13 protein-coding genes and 1 pseudogene are annotated in these 16,558 nt (G+C 64.4%); 8 read left to right on the plus strand and 6 right to left on the minus strand.

Annotation, left to right across the window (positions count from 1 at the left end):
- The first annotated feature begins 95 nt into the window (after positions 1–95).
- Positions 96–1,016 (plus strand): GGDEF domain-containing protein, encoded by a 921-nt coding sequence (locus tag QLG02_RS12850; protein WP_282465337.1) that lies wholly within the window; start codon positions 96–98, stop codon positions 1,014–1,016.
- 65 nt (positions 1,017–1,081) lie between these two features.
- Here the strand turns inward: QLG02_RS12850 and tilS are convergent, their stop codons facing one another.
- Complete coding sequence (gene tilS / locus QLG02_RS12855) at positions 1,082–2,422, minus strand: tRNA lysidine(34) synthetase TilS (RefSeq protein ID WP_257684663.1); 1,341 nt, start codon at positions 2,420–2,422, stop codon at positions 1,082–1,084.
- Positions 2,423–2,550: 128 nt separating this feature from the next.
- Here tilS and QLG02_RS12860 point away from each other — a divergent pair, with 128 nt between their 5' ends.
- From QLG02_RS12860 to QLG02_RS12875, 4 genes are all read left to right on the plus strand, one after another.
- Positions 2,551–4,578 carry a M13 family metallopeptidase gene (locus QLG02_RS12860; RefSeq protein ID WP_282465338.1) on the plus strand — a complete coding sequence of 676 codons (2,028 nt, stop codon included), beginning with the start codon at positions 2,551–2,553 and terminating at the stop codon, positions 4,576–4,578.
- 111 nt (positions 4,579–4,689) lie between these two features.
- Positions 4,690–5,127 carry a PliI family lysozyme inhibitor of I-type lysozyme gene (locus QLG02_RS12865; RefSeq protein ID WP_282465339.1) on the plus strand — a complete coding sequence of 146 codons (438 nt, stop codon included), beginning with the start codon at positions 4,690–4,692 and terminating at the stop codon, positions 5,125–5,127.
- Positions 5,128–5,491: 364 nt separating this feature from the next.
- Positions 5,492–7,231, plus strand: a complete 1,740-nt coding sequence (locus QLG02_RS12870) for an ABC-F family ATP-binding cassette domain-containing protein (RefSeq protein WP_282465340.1) — start codon at positions 5,492–5,494, stop codon at positions 7,229–7,231.
- Positions 7,232–7,314: 83 nt separating this feature from the next.
- A complete protein-coding gene (locus QLG02_RS12875) occupies positions 7,315–7,854 on the plus strand; it encodes a GNAT family N-acetyltransferase (RefSeq protein ID WP_282465341.1) in 540 nt (179 codons plus the stop codon).
- 41 nt (positions 7,855–7,895) lie between these two features.
- Here the strand turns inward: QLG02_RS12875 and yjeH are convergent, their stop codons facing one another.
- The 3 genes and pseudogenes from yjeH to QLG02_RS12890 form a co-directional block, all read right to left on the minus strand.
- Positions 7,896–9,176 carry an L-methionine/branched-chain amino acid transporter gene (gene yjeH, locus QLG02_RS12880; protein ID WP_282465342.1) on the minus strand — a complete coding sequence of 427 codons (1,281 nt, stop codon included), beginning with the start codon at positions 9,174–9,176 and terminating at the stop codon, positions 7,896–7,898.
- 101 nt (positions 9,177–9,277) lie between these two features.
- Positions 9,278–9,649, minus strand: coding sequence for a LysR substrate-binding domain-containing protein (locus QLG02_RS12885; RefSeq protein WP_282465343.1), 372 nt, complete (start codon positions 9,647–9,649; stop codon positions 9,278–9,280).
- A 95-nt stretch (positions 9,650–9,744) separates the two neighbouring features.
- Positions 9,745–10,209: pseudogene (locus tag QLG02_RS12890) on the minus strand (LysR family transcriptional regulator); the annotation flags it as partial.
- Between the two features lie 126 nt (positions 10,210–10,335).
- On the opposite strand from QLG02_RS12890, the gene QLG02_RS12895 reads away from it, so the two are divergent.
- Complete coding sequence (locus tag QLG02_RS12895; protein ID WP_257684670.1) at positions 10,336–11,370, plus strand: MBL fold metallo-hydrolase; 1,035 nt, start codon at positions 10,336–10,338, stop codon at positions 11,368–11,370.
- A gap of 67 nt (positions 11,371–11,437) precedes the next feature.
- On the opposite strand, the gene QLG02_RS12900 is transcribed toward QLG02_RS12895, so the two are convergent.
- A complete protein-coding gene (locus tag QLG02_RS12900) occupies positions 11,438–12,733 on the minus strand; it encodes an HAAAP family serine/threonine permease (RefSeq protein ID WP_024946034.1) in 1,296 nt (431 codons plus the stop codon).
- A gap of 504 nt (positions 12,734–13,237) precedes the next feature.
- On the opposite strand from QLG02_RS12900, the gene QLG02_RS12905 reads away from it, so the two are divergent.
- Together QLG02_RS12905 and QLG02_RS12910 are read left to right on the plus strand one after the other, a co-directional pair.
- Complete coding sequence (locus tag QLG02_RS12905; RefSeq protein WP_130632836.1) at positions 13,238–14,146, plus strand: LysR substrate-binding domain-containing protein; 909 nt, start codon at positions 13,238–13,240, stop codon at positions 14,144–14,146.
- A 106-nt stretch (positions 14,147–14,252) separates the two neighbouring features.
- Positions 14,253–15,674, plus strand: coding sequence for an MATE family efflux transporter (locus QLG02_RS12910; protein WP_139388971.1), 1,422 nt, complete (start codon positions 14,253–14,255; stop codon positions 15,672–15,674).
- A gap of 9 nt (positions 15,675–15,683) precedes the next feature.
- Here QLG02_RS12910 and pdxY read toward each other — a convergent pair whose 3' ends face one another.
- Positions 15,684–16,550 carry a pyridoxal kinase PdxY gene (gene pdxY / locus QLG02_RS12915; protein WP_024946037.1) on the minus strand — a complete coding sequence of 289 codons (867 nt, stop codon included), beginning with the start codon at positions 16,548–16,550 and terminating at the stop codon, positions 15,684–15,686.
- Positions 16,551–16,558 lie beyond the last annotated feature (8 nt).

Here is a 16,558-nt window from a genome sequence, read left to right on the forward strand (position 1 = left end):
CCTCCCTTTTTATCTACTTAAGCCTAGCCAGCCACTCTTGTTCGCATCGAACATATTTTGGGCACAAGGATTGCAGGTAAGAGTCAGGAAGTAGGTTGTTTGAGGGCTGTACCGTGGAAAACACATCATCATTGAATGGTCTGGGACATGGCATCGAGCAGTGGGTTCGCCAGATGGAGCGGCTCACGCCGCTGGCCAGTCAGGATCGCAACCAGTTGCTCGAGTTGTTGTTGGTGCAGATGGACCTTGGCAGCCTGCTGGCAACCTTTGCCGATCGTGCGGCAAGAATTGTCCGGATCCACAGCCTGCACTTCGACTGCGGCCAGTCTCACACCCTGATCCAGCATCCGCCCCAGGCCAGCCTGACCCTGCACAGCTACCCGTTCGAGCTGCGCGGCCAGCATGGCCAGCTGGTCGGCCAGTTGCACTACACCCTGGAACATGCCCTGAGCGGCAGCCAGCAGCGGATCCTGCAGCAGTATCACCAGCTGCTCTGCCTGCCCCTGCCTCTCTATCTGCGCCTGTCACAGCTGGAGCTGCAGGTCAGGCTCGATCACCTGACCGGGCTCGGCAACCGCTCCTACTTCGACGAAGCCATCGGCCGGGCGGTGGAGCAGCACAGCCGGGAATCCCACGGCCTGGTACTGGTGTTGCTGGATCTCGACAACTTCAAGCAGATCAACGACACCTGGGGCCACCCGGTCGGCGATCTGGTGCTGAGCCGCTTCGCCCAGCTGCTGACTCACTGCATCCGCAGCACGGATCAGGCGTTTCGCCTCGGCGGCGACGAGTTCGCCCTGCTGCTGCAACCCGCCGAACCCGAGGCCTGGCGCCCGGTCTGGCTGCGCCTGCAGCACATGCTGATGATCCACAAGGAGCTCAGTACCTTCTCGGTCGGCTGCAGCCTGGGAGCCGCCAGCTGGCAGTCCGGGGTGGACGTGCACAGCCTGTACGAGGCTGCCGATGCCCACCTCTATGCCCGCAAGAAGGCGGGCAAGGCCGGCCTGCTGGACTGAACCGGCCAGCCGCTGGAGACGACAAGGCCGGCATATGCCGGCCTTGTCATTTGCAACGGATAGGATCAGGCAGGAGGCTGACAGGCCGCCGCCGGCAGCCAGTGCCAGGCCAGACCGGCGCCCTGCGTCATGAATCCGTCACAGAGGAACAGCTCGCCCACCGCCGCCACCTGCTCGCCGTAATAGAGGATGGGAATGCGGCCGCGCTGCCAGGAGGGAACCCCGTACTCCTGCAGCAACTTCTTGAGGCGCCGGCTGCCGCCACGCCCTACCGGCTTGAGCATGCTGCCGGCGGCCACCCCGAAGCGCACCGACAGCGGCTCGTCCGCCCTTGGCAGCCGCAGCCCCTCCCCTTCCACTCGCGGCAGCAGCCGCACCTCCCCCAGCCCGTCCGGCAGGATCAGCGTCTCCCCCACGGCCAATGTCAGCTGCTCGTGGCGAGGCTGCAGCCCGGGTCGCACCAGATGAAGCCGGCCCTGAAAGCGGCGGCAGCTCTGCCCGCCCCAGTTGAGCTGGGGATTGGCGTCTTCCCGTGCCAGCGCCACCTCCTGCCAGAGCAGACCGAGCTGCTCGCGGGAGGGCATCTCGCTCCCCTGGCGGCGGATCCAGTAACGCAGCAGGTTGTTGCGCCGGGTACCTGACAGAGCCAGCAGCGGCGCGATCTGCAGCGCCTCTCCTGCCGCCGCCAGCCGCCAGTCGGCCTCTGCCAGCTCCTCCAGCAGCGCCTCCTGCTCGGCGCACAGCGCCATGCTGCGCGCTGCGGTCTGGGCCATGGCGGGCCAGCGGGCCTTGAGCTGGGGAATGAGCCGTTGGCGCAGGAAGTTGCGGTCATAACTCACATCCTGGTTGCTCTCATCCTCCACCCAGCCATAGGGGAGGCTGGCCGCCGCGTCGGCCAGCTCGGCCCGACTCACCTCGAGCAAGGGGCGCAGCAACAGGCCACCGGCAAAAGGCTGGCTCGGCACCATGCCTGCCAGCCCGCGCAGGCCGGCGCCGCGCTTGAGCGCCAGCAGCAGGGTCTCCAGCTGATCGTCCTGATGATGGGCGGTGAGCAGCCACTCCCCCTCCCCCAGCTGAGCGGCGAGGCGCAGATAGCGGGCCTCCCGCGCCTGCGCCTCCAGGCTGTCGCCACTGCCTCGTTGCAGTTGCACCCGCTCGACCAGCAGCGGCACCGCCAGTTGCTGACACACCGTTTCGCAGTGGGCCACCCACTCGTCGGCATGTGGGCTCAAGCCGTGATGAACGTGCAGGGCGCGCAGGGCAAGGCCGTGGGCGCCGGCAAAGCGGGCCGCCAGCACCAGCAGCACGGTGGAGTCGAGCCCGCCGCTGAAGGCCACCAGCAGACCACGGGAACCTTCCGGCGCGGGCAGAGTCTGACAAAAACGAGAATAAATACGAGAAATCATAGGCTTCCCCAATACGACCAGGCCGATCTTAGCAGACTCGGGCTTATCAAGCGCTAACCCGACTGCTAGAGTGAGACGCTCCCTGCGTGGGCAAGGAAGCCGCATAACCCGAATTGGAATCCAACATAATGAACAACAAAAAAAGCATACTGGCCGCCCTCGTCGGGCTGGCCCTGCTGGCCGGCTGCAGTCAGGCCCCGGACGGCGCAGACAAGCACTCCGGCCTAGCGCAGGCCAACATGGACACCAGCGTCAAACCCGGTGACGACTTCTTCCGCTACGTGAACGGCCACTGGCTCTCCACCGCCAAGATCCCGGACGACAGGCCCGCCGACGGCGCCTTCTACATGCTGCGCGACAAATCCCTGGCGGACGTGCGGGTGCTGGTGGAAGGGCTGGACGGCAAGGCCGCCGGCACACCGGCCCAGCAGATCCACGACCTTTACCAGAGCTATCTGGATCAGACTACCCGCAACGCCAAGGGCACGGCGCCGCTGATGCCGATGCTGAGCGAGATCGAGCAGATCCGCACGCCGCAGGATCTGGCCCGGGCCTTCGCCCAGAGCGGTCGCAACGGCGGCGGCGCCCCGTTCGGTTTCTGGGTCGATGCCGACGCCAAGGCGCCGGACAGCTATGCGGTCTACCTCTACCAGGCCGGGCTCGGTCTGCCGGATCGGGACTACTACCTCAAGACGGATGCCGCCAGCCAGGCGCTGCGCCAGAAATACGAGCAGCACATCGCCACCATGCTGGGCCGCTTCGGCGAGGCGGATGCGGGGGCCAAGGCCAAACGCATCCTGGCTCTCGAGAGCAAACTCGCCCGGATCCAGTGGGACAACGTCACCCTGCGGGATCGGGAAAAGAACTACAACAAGGGGCCCCAGAGCGAGCTCAAACGCCTCGCCCCCGCCATCGACTGGAATGCCTACCTGACCCAGGCCGGCCTCGCCGGCCAGAGCAGCCTCATCATCGGCCAGCCCACCTATCTCGCGGCCCTCAACGAGGTGATGCAGCAGACCCCGGTCGGCGACTGGCAGGCCTACCTCAAGTGGCATCTCATCACCGATTATGCCCCCTACCTCGACAGCCAGACCGATGCCCAGAACTTCGCCTTCTTCGGCACCACCCTGAGCGGCACGCCCAAGCAGCGCGCCCCCTGGGAGCGGGCCCTCGGCGTGCTGGACGATCACCTGGGCGAGGCGGTAGGCAAGCTCTACGTGGAGCGCTACTTCCCGCCAGAGGCCAAGGCCCGCATGGAGCAGCTGGTAGAGAACCTGCGCGCCGCCTACGGCCAGAGCATCGAGGAGCTGGACTGGATGTCGCCGGCCACCAAGGTCCAGGCCAAAGAGAAGCTCGCCAAGTTCCGCCCCAAGATCGGCTACCCGGACAAGTGGAAGGATTACAGCGCCATTGCGATCCGTGCCGACGATCTGGTGGGCAACCTGCAGCGGGCCCGCGCCTTCGAATACACCGACAACCTGGCACGCCTCGGCAAGCCGGTAGACAGAGACGAGTGGCACATGTCACCGCAGACGGTGAACGCCTACTACAACCCGAGCAACAACGAGATCGTCTTCCCGGCCGCCATCCTGCAGCCCCCCTTCTTCGACATGACGGCGGATGACGCGGTCAACTACGGCGCCATCGGCGGGGTGATCGGCCACGAGATGGGTCACGGTTTTGATGATCAGGGGGCCAAATCCGACGGGGACGGCGTGATGCGCGACTGGTGGACACCTCAGGATCTCAAGGAGTTTCGCTTCCGCACCAGCCGGCTGGTGGCCCAGTACAACCGCTTCGAGCCCATCAAGGGGCAGTACGTCAACGGCCAGTTCACCCTGGGGGAGAACATCGGCGATCTGGGCGGCCTCACCATCGCCCACAAGGCCTACCTGCTGTCGCTGGATGGCAAGGAGGCCCCAGTGCTGGACGGCTTCACCGGCGAGCAGCGCTTCTTCCTCGGCTGGGCCCAGGTGTGGAAAGGCATGTATCGCCCCGAGCTGATGCAGATGCTGCTCACCTCGGATCCCCACTCGCCGCCGGAATACCGGGTCAACGGCGTGGTACCGAACATCCCCGCCTTCTACGAGGCGTTCAAGATCCAGCCGGGTGACAAGCTCTATCTGGACCCGGCCAAACGGGTCAAGATCTGGTAATGACCGCCCCGATGAGGGGCGGATGACGCGAACCGGCGGGGATTGCCCGTTCTGTTCGCACAGTGACACAGGTGGCGGGCAACCGCCGCCGCAGTAACAAGGGTCAAACCGATGAAAGCCTTGCTCATGACACTCGGCCTGCTCACCCTGCCCCTCGCCAGCCAGGCGGCGGACAGGTTCTTCAAACAGCTGACGCTCCCCTCAGGCCAGGTAGTGACCGTCAGCGAAGGGCGCGGCGAACCGGCCTCCACCGGCAGCTACGACGTGCGCCTCTACTCCGGCGCCAACCCCCAGTTCCCGCTGGATCAGTTCATCGACGGCAAGGTGCTGCCGCGCGATGGCAGCATCAAGGAGCTCAAGCTGCTGGATCTCAACGGCGACAAGCAGCCCGAGCTCATCGTCGTGGTCGAGAGTGCCGGCAGCGGCAGCTACCTGAGCGCCGACGCCTTCACCATCAACCCGCAGGAGGGGCTGGACAGCTTCAATCACGTGGAGGGACTGGCCCCCAATGAAGATGTGATCCAGGCGCTCAAGACCCCGCGCGACTGACATCCCCATCACCACGCCCCGCCCAGCGGGGCGTTTTTTTGTCCCGCCGCTGACAAAGCGCCTTCCCGCCTCACCCGCAGGACACCGCCATGGATAGACGGTTATTTTTTCTGCGTTTATAATCGCCGCACCGTGCCATAACGAAACACAAGGAGGTAAAAAATGGTTATCCAAGCGTGTCCGATGTTCTCGGCTCGCCTGTTCGGCACATTCGCGTGCTCTTGCCTGCATACCATCGCGCTGCGATAGCGGGTTCGAGCAAAGCCGACTCCCTTCCATACCGAGACCTTTCTCGACTCTGCCGTTGTCGCCAGCGCTCCTGATGACAGGGATTTCTGATCCCGCGATTTAAGAGAGCAAGAGCATGACAACCCTGATGAGTACCCATTCCCTGCAGATGAGTGCGGGGCACCTTCCGTTATTTGACCACCTCGAACTCGGCATCCGCGCAGGCGACCGGCTCGGCCTTGTCGGTGCCAACGGCTGCGGCAAGAGCACCCTGCTGGCACTGCTGGCGGGCGAGCGCACGCCCCAGGCCGGCCGGGTCGTGCAGGCGGCCGCCTGCCGCTGCGAGTTCGTGGCCCAACAACTGCCGGCCAGGCTTTCAACCCTCAGCACCCGCGCCGTGCTGCTGGATGCGCTGGGCAACGACCTGAGCGCCGAATGGCAGGTGGACAAGCTGCTGGCCGAGCTGCAACTGGAGGCCCAGGCCGCGCTGCCGGTCAGTGCGCTGAGCGGCGGCCAGCACAGCCGGCTGCAGATAGGCCGTGCCCTGCTGCGCCAACCCAACCTGCTGCTGCTCGATGAGCCCAGCAACCACCTGGATCTGCCCGCCCTGCTCTGGCTCGAGCAGTTTCTGCTGGGCTGGCGCGGCGCCTTCGTGCTGGTCTCCCACGATGGTCGCCTGCTGGACCGGGTCACCGAGCAGACCCTGATCCTGCGCGATGGCCAGTTGCACCGCTTCGCCCTGCCCTGCAGCCAAGCGCGGATGGCGCTGGCCGCCGAGGACGAGCAGGCCCGTCTGCGCCGGGCCGACGAACAGAAGGAGATAGACCGCCTGAGCGCCAGCAGCAAACGCCTCGCCATCTGGGGGCGGGAGCATGACAACGAGAAGCTGGTGCGCCAGGCCAAGTCCATGGAAAAACGCATCGCCCGCCTGCAGGAGGAGCAGAGCCAGGTGGCGGCGCTGGCCCCCTGGCGGCTCGAACTGCGCGGACTGAGTCTGCCCGCCGACACCCTGCTGCGGCTGGAGGCCCTCGACGTGGCGCCCGTGCCAGCATTGCCGCCGCTGCTGCACGCCGAAGGACTCTGGCTGCGAGCGGGAGACAAGGTCGCCCTGCTCGGCGCCAACGGCACCGGCAAGTCCTCCCTGTTGCGCCAGTGCTGGCGCGAACTGGCCGCGCAGAGCCCGCAGGCAGGCTGGTACTGCCACCCCGGTGCCAGCATCGCCTATTATGATCAGTCCCTGCAGCAGCTGGCTGACGATGCCACCCTGAGCGACGCCCTCTACCCGCTGGCCCCTCTGCCGGAGACCACGCGGCGTCATGCGCTGATCCGGGCGGGCTTCCCCTATGCCCGCCACGGCCAGCAGGTGCACACCTTGAGCGGGGGCGAGCGGGCACGGCTGCTGTTTCTCGCCCTGTCGCTCGGCAGCCACCACATGCTCTGGCTCGACGAACCCACCAACCACCTGGATCTGGCGGGCAAGGAGGAGCTGGCCGAGGCCATTGCCGCCTTCCCGGGTGGCGTGCTGCTGGTCTCCCACGACCGGGAGCTGATCGAGCGCAGCTGCAACCGCTTCTGGCTGATCAAGGACGGCCACATCCAGGAGGCTCACAGCGCCGAGCGGGCCTATGCCGAGCTGCTCGGCGATGCGCCCTCGCCGGCAGCAGACAAGGCAGACCTGGCCGCCCCCGCCATGGGACAGGCCCCGGCCAGCCCGGCGGATGACGAAGAGGCGCTGCTGGCACGCTGGTATGAACTCGATGGCCTGCTCGCCGCCGATCTGGCCCGCAAGCCCAGGCACCAGACCCCGCGTCTGCAGCAGCAGTGGCGTGACGAGCTGGCCAGGCTCACCGACCAGCTCGGGCTGGTCGGATCATGAGCAGAGCCATGAACCGGCTCTGCCAGCCATCCCTGTTTGACTCACCACTCGCGGCCAACTCCGGTTGGCCGCAAGGAGCCACCATGACAGCAACGCAACAACCCCACATCAGGCTGGATCCGGTCAGCGACGCCGATCTGCCCCACATCTACCGCGGCCTGTCCGATCCGCGGGTCGTCGCCTATTACGGCGTCAGCTACGACAGCCTGACGGCGTGCCAGGCCCAGATGGATTGGTATGCCGAGCTGACCCGCACCGGCCATGGCGCCTGGCACCTCATTCGTGACCGGCACACGGGCGAACCGCTCGGCGCCATCGGTTACAACGATGCCGACCCGACTCACCGGCGGGCCGAGCTGGGCTACTGGCTCTATCCCGAACACTGGGGCAAGGGGGTGATGAGCGCGGCGCTGCGGCTGTGGCTGCCGCTCACTTATCGCACCAGCGAGCTGCACCGGTTGCTGGCGGTGGTGGAGGAGCCCAACCTCCCCTCCGCCCGCCTGCTGGAACGGGCCGGCTTTCACTACGAGGGGACCGCGCGGGAGTGCGAACGCAAGGGGGATGGCTTCATCTCCCTGCGCCACTACGCCATCTTGCGCAGCGACCTGCCCGCCAGCCTGTGACCTGCAACAAAGAGCCCCGCACTGCGGGGCTTTTTTTCGGGTTACTTGATAGCGCAGACCCCCTCATCGGATGCCGAGCGGCGGCGTCTGCGCCGCCACAGGGAGAAGCAGCCGTACCCCAGACTGAGCACGACGGCATAGAGCACCTGGGAGGCGAGCGCCACCAGCACCAGGGCACAGAGCAGCACGCTCACCCCCGCCAGCCCCTTGCCCACCCCGCCGAGCAGACGCCAGCCCGCCGCCATGCAGAGCAGGTAGACCAGCACGAAGTTGCCGTTGGCATAGCGGATCAGCTCATCAAGCGGCAGTCGCAACCAGATGATCAGGGTGATGCAGACCAGACAGATGGCGAGCACCAGACTCAAGGCCCGCAGCGGCGCGCCACGGGCGGTGAGGCGGGCCAGCGAGACCGGCAGCTTGCCTTCGCGCGCCATGCTCCAGATCAGCCGGGCAAACCCCTGCAGGTAGATGTTGATGCTGGCAAAGCAGGAGAGATAGCCGAGCACCGCCACCAGCCACTTGGCGGTGGGGTTGAACAGCAGCGAGAGCAGGGCCGGAATGGCGGTGGCGTTAGTCGCTTCATCGCCGTAGAGGCCATATTTGAGCACCACCAGCGAGTGCACCCAGTAGATGAGCCCCGCCAACAGTACCCCGCCGAGCAGGGCCAGCGGATAGTCCCGCTCCGGTCGCTTGAACTCCTCCCCCATGTGGGCGAAGGCCTCGAGCCCGACGAAACACCAGAACATCACCGCCAGTGCGGTGGCCATGGCAGGCCACTCGTCCGTCGTCGGCAGCGGCCGGGCGGCGTCGCGCCAGCTGATATCCCCCTTGAACCAGATGAGCAGGGTGAGCCCCAAAATGGCGAGCGCGATCAGCAACTGCAGGTTGCCGGAGGAGCGCGCCCCGCGCAGCCCCAGCAAAAATACCCCGAGCAGGGTGAGCAGCTGGATGCCCCACAGGGTCCACTCCCCCAAGTCGAACAGGGCGTGCCAGAAGCCGGCGGCGATCATCAGGGCGGCGGGCAAGCCCACCGGCAACACAGCCAGAAACAGGAAGGCGGAGAAGCGCTCGGCGCCGTTGCCAAAGGCGAGGCCGATGAGGTGCGGCGCGCCGCCCGCATGGGGATAGCGGCGGCCGAGGCGAGCGAAGGTGAAGGCAATCGGCAGCACCAGCGCAATCAGCAGCAACCAGGCCCAGAGCGAGGACCCACCCGCCAGCGAGGCAGCGGTCGCCGGTACCACGAAGATCCCGGTGCCCAGCAGCGAGGTGGCGAGCAGCCCCATCCCCTGCCAGAGCTCGAGATCCTTTTTCAACCCAGACATATCCTTTTGTCCCGACTAGAAAAACATCCCGCCATGTTAGGCCTCCCTCGCCCCTTTGTTAAGCACGATGGTTAAGCAGGATGGCAAGAATATGCAGCGCTTTATTCAGGCACTGAGTCCGGTTGCAGTGCCTCGGCCAGAAAATCCCCCAGCAGGGTGATCTTGAGCACCTGCCGGCGCGCTGCCGGGTAGATGAAATGGAGGGTTTTGTCCGGAATGCGGTAGGTATCGAGCAGGGGCAGCAGCCGTCCCGCAGCGATATGCTCTTGCACCTGATCGGCAGGCTGCAAGGTGATGCCCGCTCCTGCCAGCGCTGCCGTCAGCAAGGCCGGCCAGTGGTTGATGCGAAGGCGCGAGGCCACCCGCACCTCCTCGCTCTGGCCATCGCCCCCGACAAACTGCCAGCGCTCGTGCTCGCCCCAGTTGCCGTGCAGGCACTGGTGGCTGGCGAGATCGGCCGGCTGACGGGGCACGCCGTGGCGAGCGAGGTAGGCGGGCGCGGCGCAGAGGCGGTAGTGCTCTGGGTCAGTAGCGGGCGGGCGATCAGCGCCTCATCCTGCGGGCGCAGGGTGCGGATGGCGGCATCGAACCCCTCCTCCACCAGATCGACCCAGCGCGGGGTGAGCTGCAGATCCACCTCCAGCTTGGGGTAACGGTCAAGAAAGGCGGGCAGCAGCGGCACCAGCCGGTGGTGGCCAAAGCTTAGAGGGGCGGCGATGCGCAGCCGCCCGGCGGGCTCGGCCAGCAGGTGCTGGGTCAGTGACTCCGTCAGCGCCAGCTCCTCCAGTACCCGCTGGCAGCGGGCCAGAAAGAGCTGGCCCAGCTCGGTCAGGGTCTGCTGGCGGGTGGTTTTGTGAAACAGCTTGCCCCCCAACCACTGCTCCAGCCCCTGAACGTGTTTGCCCACCATCTGGGCGCTGATCCCCTCTTCGCTTGCCACCGCGCTGTAGGAGCCGAGATCCACCACCCGGGTGAAGATGCGCATGCTGGTCAATCGGTCCACAACCCCTCCTTTGCCCCGTTCCGGGGTCATTTGGCCCGCAGCAAGCGGCCCACATTCACAACCAAAAGTTTAGAAAGAAATGGTTTTTGGCAAATTTATCTCATTTTTGGTTGCCAATATAGTGGTCAGCAACCTCACCCATCAGGACATACATCCATGAAAAGTACCTATCTGGCCGCCCTGCTGGTCGGTCTGCTGGCCACCGGCGTCAGCCAGGCTGCCGAAAGCAGCTTTATCAGCAACCACGATCACGCCCCGGCCTCAGCAACGCTGACCAAAGCCCAGCCCGATATTTTCCGGGTCAGCCTGCTCGGTACCGGCACCCCGGTGCCCCAGATCAGCCGCGGCGGTTACAGCACCCTGGTCGAGGCGGGCAACCAGAAGCTGGTGTTCGACTTTGGCCGCAACTCCGCCACCCGCTTGTGGCAGCTGCATATCCCCATCGGCCGGGTCAACGCCTTCTTCCTCACCCACTTCCACTCGGACCACACCAACGGGCTGGCGGATCTCTGGCTGACCGGCTGGCTGCAACCGGCCTATGGCCAGCGCCACGCGCCGATGGAGCTTTACGGCCCCAAAGGCACCAATGCCCTCGCTCACGGCCTGCAGCAAGCCTACGCCACCGATATCGCTACCCGGGTCAAGGATGAAGGGACGCCGCTGGACGGGGTGAAGATCAACAGCCACGAAGTAACCGCCGGGGTGGTCTACGACCAGGATGGGGTCAAGGTGACCGCCTTTGACAACGATCACGGGGTCAACATCAAGCCGTCGTTTGGCTATCGCATCGACTACCACGGCCACAGCGTGGTGCTCTCCGGCGATACCCGCTACAGCCCGCAGGTGGTGAAAGAGGCCAAGGGGGCCGATCTGCTGGTGCACTGCGTCTCCATGACCTCCGCCGCCCGCATGAAGGCCAACCCGGGCTACCGGGCGATCGCCGGCCACCTCGCCTCCCCCGAGCAGGCCGCCCGCGTTCTGAACGAAGCCAAACCGGCGCTGACCGTGTTCAGCCACATCGGGCTCAACGGCAAGATCACGGTGAAGGATCTAGCGCAGAGCCTGCGCGCCCGCTACTCGGGCCCCTTCGTCATCGGCAATGACCTGATGCAGATTGACCTACCCACCACCGCCTCCGGCAAGGGCTACGCCCTCTGGCAGGCGGAGAACATCGACAACGCCCAGCCCTGAATCCCGGCCATAAAAAAAGCCGCCTCTTGCGAGGCGGCTTCTTCATTCAAGCGGGTAACCCGTGTTATCAGGCAATCAGCTTGTAGATGATACCGGACATGGCGATCAGGCCGATGATGGTCACGAACACGTTGCTGATGTTGCCAGCGTATTTGCGCATGGCCGGCACCTTGGTGATGGCGTACATCGGCATCAGGAACAGCAGCATCGCGATGATGGGGCCGCCCAGGTCTTCAATCATGCCGAGGATGCTCGGGTTGATGGTGGCGATGGCCCAGGTGGTCAGGATCATGAACACTGCGGTCACTTTGTTCAGCTGCTTGACGTCAACGTTCTTGCCTTTCTCACGCAGGGACTTGGCCATCAGACCGTTCATGCCCTCTTGTGCACCCAGGTAGTGACCCAGGAAGGACTTGCTGATGGCGACCATGGCGATCAGCGGAGCCACGGTGGCGATAACCGGGTTGTCGAAGTGGTTGGCCAGGTAGGACAGGATGGAGATGTTCTGTTCTTTGGCAGCAGCCAGGTCAGCCGGGGAGAGGCTCAGTACGCAGCTAAATACGAAGAACATAACGGTCATCACCATCATGACGTGTGCGCCCAGCAGGATGTTGCTGCACTTCTTCTCGGCACCTTCACCGTAACGACCCTTGTTGTCCACCGCGAAGGAGGAGATGATCGGGGAGTGGTTGAAGGAGAACACCATGACCGGGATGGCCAGCCACAGGGTCTTCAGGAAGTCACCGTTGAAGGCGTCACCCAGCGCCGGAGCTTCAGTGATGATGGCACCGTTCCAGTGCGGGATCAGGTAGAGCGCCAGGCCCATCAGGGTGATCACGAACGGGAATACCAGCACGCTCATCGCTTTGACGATAACCTGGCCGCCGAGGCGAACGATCGCCATCAGACCCAGGATCAGCGCCAGTGACAGGATGGCACGGGGAGGTGCAGTCATGCCCAGCTGGTGCACCATCAGGCTCTCGACGGTGTTGGTGATGGCTACCGAGTACATCAGCAGGATCGGGTAGATGGCGAAGAAGTAGAGCAGGGTGATGAACTTGCCTGCGGTCTTGCCGAAGTGCTCTTCCACTACCTCGGTGATGTCGCCATCACGGGTGGAGCCGGACAGCACGAAGCGGGTCAGGCCACGGTGTGCGAAGAAGGTCAGCGGCAGGGCCAGGACCAGCATGGCAACCAGCGGCCACAGACCACCTACACCGGCGTTGATCGGCAGGAAGAGTACACCGGCACCGATGGCGGTACCGTACAGACCCAGCATCCAGACCACATCGGCCTTGTTGATGCCACGGGAAGACGCATTACTGGCTAAGCTGCCTTCTACTGCAATGTTCATGTCAGACATAGGGGTGTTCCTGTCATCAAGGAAAATAGAAAATTTCTAGTCAACCGGGCGCAATGCCCTGTTCCATTTCCCTGGAACTCCTGCAGTCCATCCCTGTTATTCTCATCCCGTCGGCCCGGCAAGCTGGTCATCACTCCATGTAACAACCAAATTGCAACAAACAAGCCGGCGGGTCATAGGCCCGAGGGCCACAAACGCGTCAGACTTTACAACTCGCTAACACGCTTTTGTTCCGATGCGCTGACTCTAATTAAATCCCCTTAGCGATCACAGTGTTTTTTTGAATTAATCAACCAAAGTTTGACTGGAATCGCCTTTCTGGCGTCAGAGATCACGTTACGAGCCCAATTTTGTGAACAGCCGTTAACAAATAGAGGTAGTTTCACCCGTATCTATATCCTTGTGGGTACAACAAATTGCTTACATTCGCTCATTTGTTGCTCATGTTGTGCCTCGCCGTCCGCTGACGTACCCTGTTGCTCAACATTTTTTCGCTGAATTAATATGGCCATCACCCGTACCGATCTCGCCGAACTGGCGGTGTTTGCCGCCGTCGCCCGCCACCAGAGTTTCAGCAAGGCCGCCCTCGAACTCGGCGTGTCTGCCTCCGCCCTGAGCCACAGCCTGAAAGGGCTGGAGACCCGTTTGGGGGTGCGCCTGCTCAATCGCAGTACCCGCGCCGTGGTACCCACAGATGCGGGTCAGCGCCTGCTGACCCAGTTGCTGCCGACCTTGAGCCATCTGGAGAGTGCGCTGGGTGAACTGGCCCGTCACAGCGACGAACCGGTAGGAAGGCTGAAGATCAGCGCACCGCGCGGCGCCATCGATGAGTTGCTGGCCCCGGTGCTGATCGATTACATGGTGCGTTACCCGCGCATGCAGGTGGAGGTGGTGGAGCAGGAGCTGATGCCGCGCCTCATCGAAGATGGCTATGACGCCGCCCTCTTTTATGGGGATCTGCTGCCCAAGGAGATGATCGGAGTCCCGCTCGGCCCACCCCAGCGCTATCTGGTGGTGGCCGCCCCCGCCTATCTGGCCGAACACGGCACCCCGCAGCACCCCCGCGAATTGACCCGGCACGCCTGCATCGGCTATCGGCTCACCCCCTCCCATCACTATCGCTGGGCCTTTGCCGGCGAGGAGGGCGCCATGCTGGAGATCGAAGTGACCGGGCCGCTCACCACCAGCACGCCGGCCCTCTACCTGGGGGCCGCCGAGGCGGGGCTGGGGCTGGCCTACTGTCTGGAAGAGGAGGTAAGCAGGCAGCTGACCGAGGGCACCCTGGTGAGCGTGCTGGAACCCTGGTGCCCTACCTTCGTCGGCTTCTCGCTCTTCTATCCCAGTCGCCATCAGCTGGGCAACGGGCTGCGCGCCCTCATCGACATGCTCAAGGGACACTACCAGCCACGCTAATTGATGAATATGGCTCATCAATTCATCAAGTAGAAACCGGATTATCGACAAAAAAATATTAATCTAGACTATCTGCTCGATAATCGAACTCCCCAAGAGAACAGATATGTCTGCCTACTTCACTCTGCGCCAGCGGGCGATGACCCGCCGTTTCTGGGGCTACGCCCTCCCCTCCATCATGGCCATGCTGGTATCCGGCGCCTACTACCTGGTCGATGGCATCTTCGTCGGTCACTACGTGGGGGCCGCCGGCCTTGCCGGCATCAACCTGGTCTACCCGGTCATCATGGTGCTGATCGGTCTCGCCGCCATGATCAGCATGGGGGCGGCCACTGCCATCTCCTTCCAGCAAGGTGCCAGAAATTTCGGCCTGGCCCGCCAGGCGCTGGTCAATGCACTCTGGCTGCTGGGGCTGCTGGGCGCCGTGGCGCCGCTGCTGCTGCACTACTGGCACGTCGACATCCTGCTGGCACTGGGCATTGAACAGGGTACCGACACCTGGCAACAGGCCAGCGACTACCTCTACTGGATCGGTGGCGGCACCCTGTTGCTGGCCTGCAACCTGGCGGTGCCCTATCTGCTTCGCAACGACGGCCGTCCCCGTCTCGCCATGCTGCTGGTGAGCAGCGGCGCCATCCTCAACATCATCCTCAACTACATCATGGTGGGCCGGCTGGGGCTGGGTCTGATCGGCACGGCGCAGGCCACCCTCATCTCGGAAGGGGTCGTCAGCCTGCTCGGGCTGGGGTATTTCTTTACCCGCCATGCCAAGCTGCGCATAGAGTGGCGCCACCTAGTGCCCGACTTCCCGGCCATGCCGAACCTGCTGTTCACCGGTCTGCCGAGCCTGATCGCCCAGTTCAACCTCGGCCTGCTGCTGCTGCTGCACAACAGCCAGCTGATGGTGCACGGTTCGGTCAAGGATCTGGCCGGCTTCACCGTGGCCGGTTACACCGAGGCGGTGTTCATCGTCATCCTGCAGGGGCTGGCCTTTGGCATCCAGCCGCTGGTCAGCCAGGCGGCTGGCGCCAAACGCCATCGTGACCTCAAGTTCCTGATGGAGATGGGGCTCAAGATCACGCTCGTCTATGGTCTGGCGGTCTGGCTGCTGATCCAGCTGCTGCCGCGCCAGGTGGCCATGCTCTACACCGGCGATCAGGATGGCGAGCTGCTCGCGGCCGCCATCAGCAGCCTGACCCTCAACCTCGGCGCCATCCCGCTGGAGGGGATCATCATGTTCGGCATCGTGCTGTTGCAGTCCATGGCCCGTACCCGCCAGGCACTGCTCATCTCGGCCGCCAAGACCCTGCTGCTGCTGCCGCTGATCTTCATGCTGCCGCTCTGGTGGGGCCGGGACGGCGTGCTGCTGGCCCAGCCCACCACTGTGGTGTTGCTGACCCTGCCGCTGTGCTGGCTGCTGTGGCGCGAGTGGCGCCGTCTCAAGCTGGCCTGTGCCCCGCTGAGCCGACCCAATCGCAAACCGCTTGGTGCGCGCCAACAAGTGCAACTGGCCAGGCGCGCCGGCTAAGCGCCGCCATCAGGCCGGTAGCCGGCGGGCACAGGTGCGGATCTCGGGCTCGACCATCGCCTGCTGGGCGGCCACCAGCTGCAGCTCGTAGGCGCCCGCCAGCCAGGTCTGGGCCAACACCGCATCCACGCTGGCATTGGTGCGCTCGAACGCCGCCACCGGCGTGAAGCCCGCCAGCAGGTTGGCCAGCATGGTGGCGCTCAGCAGATCCCCCACCCCGATGGGCTGACGCTGAAACTCATAGAGGGGGCGCGAGATATGAAACGCCCCCTCTTCGCACACCAGCAGCATCTCGAACCGGTCCAGGCTCAAGCCGGCACGGCCCAGATGCTTGACCATCACCAGCTCGACGCCCCCCTCACGCAGTTGCTGGCACGCCGCCAGCGCCTCGCTCAGATTGCAGATCTCGCGGCCGGTCAGCTGCTCCAGCTCCAGCAGATTGGGGGCCAGCAGGTCGGCGCAGGCCAGCGCCCGGTTTTTCAGAAAGTCGGCGACGCCGGGCGCGACTATGCACCCCTTGTCGGGATGCCCCATCACGGGGTCGCAAAAATAGCGGGCGTTCGGATTGAGCGCCTTGAGGTGAGCCACCGCCGCCAGGATCTCCTCCCCCTGCTCGGCCGAGCCGAGATAGCCGCTCAGGATCGCATCGCACTGCCCCAGTACGCCGATGTCGGCCAGCCCCGCCATCAACTGGCGGATATGGCCGTTTGGCATCACCATCCCCTGCCAGCCTGCGCTGTACTGGGTATGGTTGGAAAATTGCACCGTGTTGACGGGCCACACCTCCAGCCCCATGCGACGCATGGGAAACACGGCGGCGCTGTTGCCGGCGCAGCCGAACACCACGTGGGACTGGATGGAGAGAACTCGCTTCATGCTGACTC

It is taken from the genome of Aeromonas sp. V90_14 (genome assembly GCF_029967615.1).
Taxonomy (GTDB): domain Bacteria; phylum Pseudomonadota; class Gammaproteobacteria; order Enterobacterales; family Aeromonadaceae; genus Aeromonas; species Aeromonas hydrophila.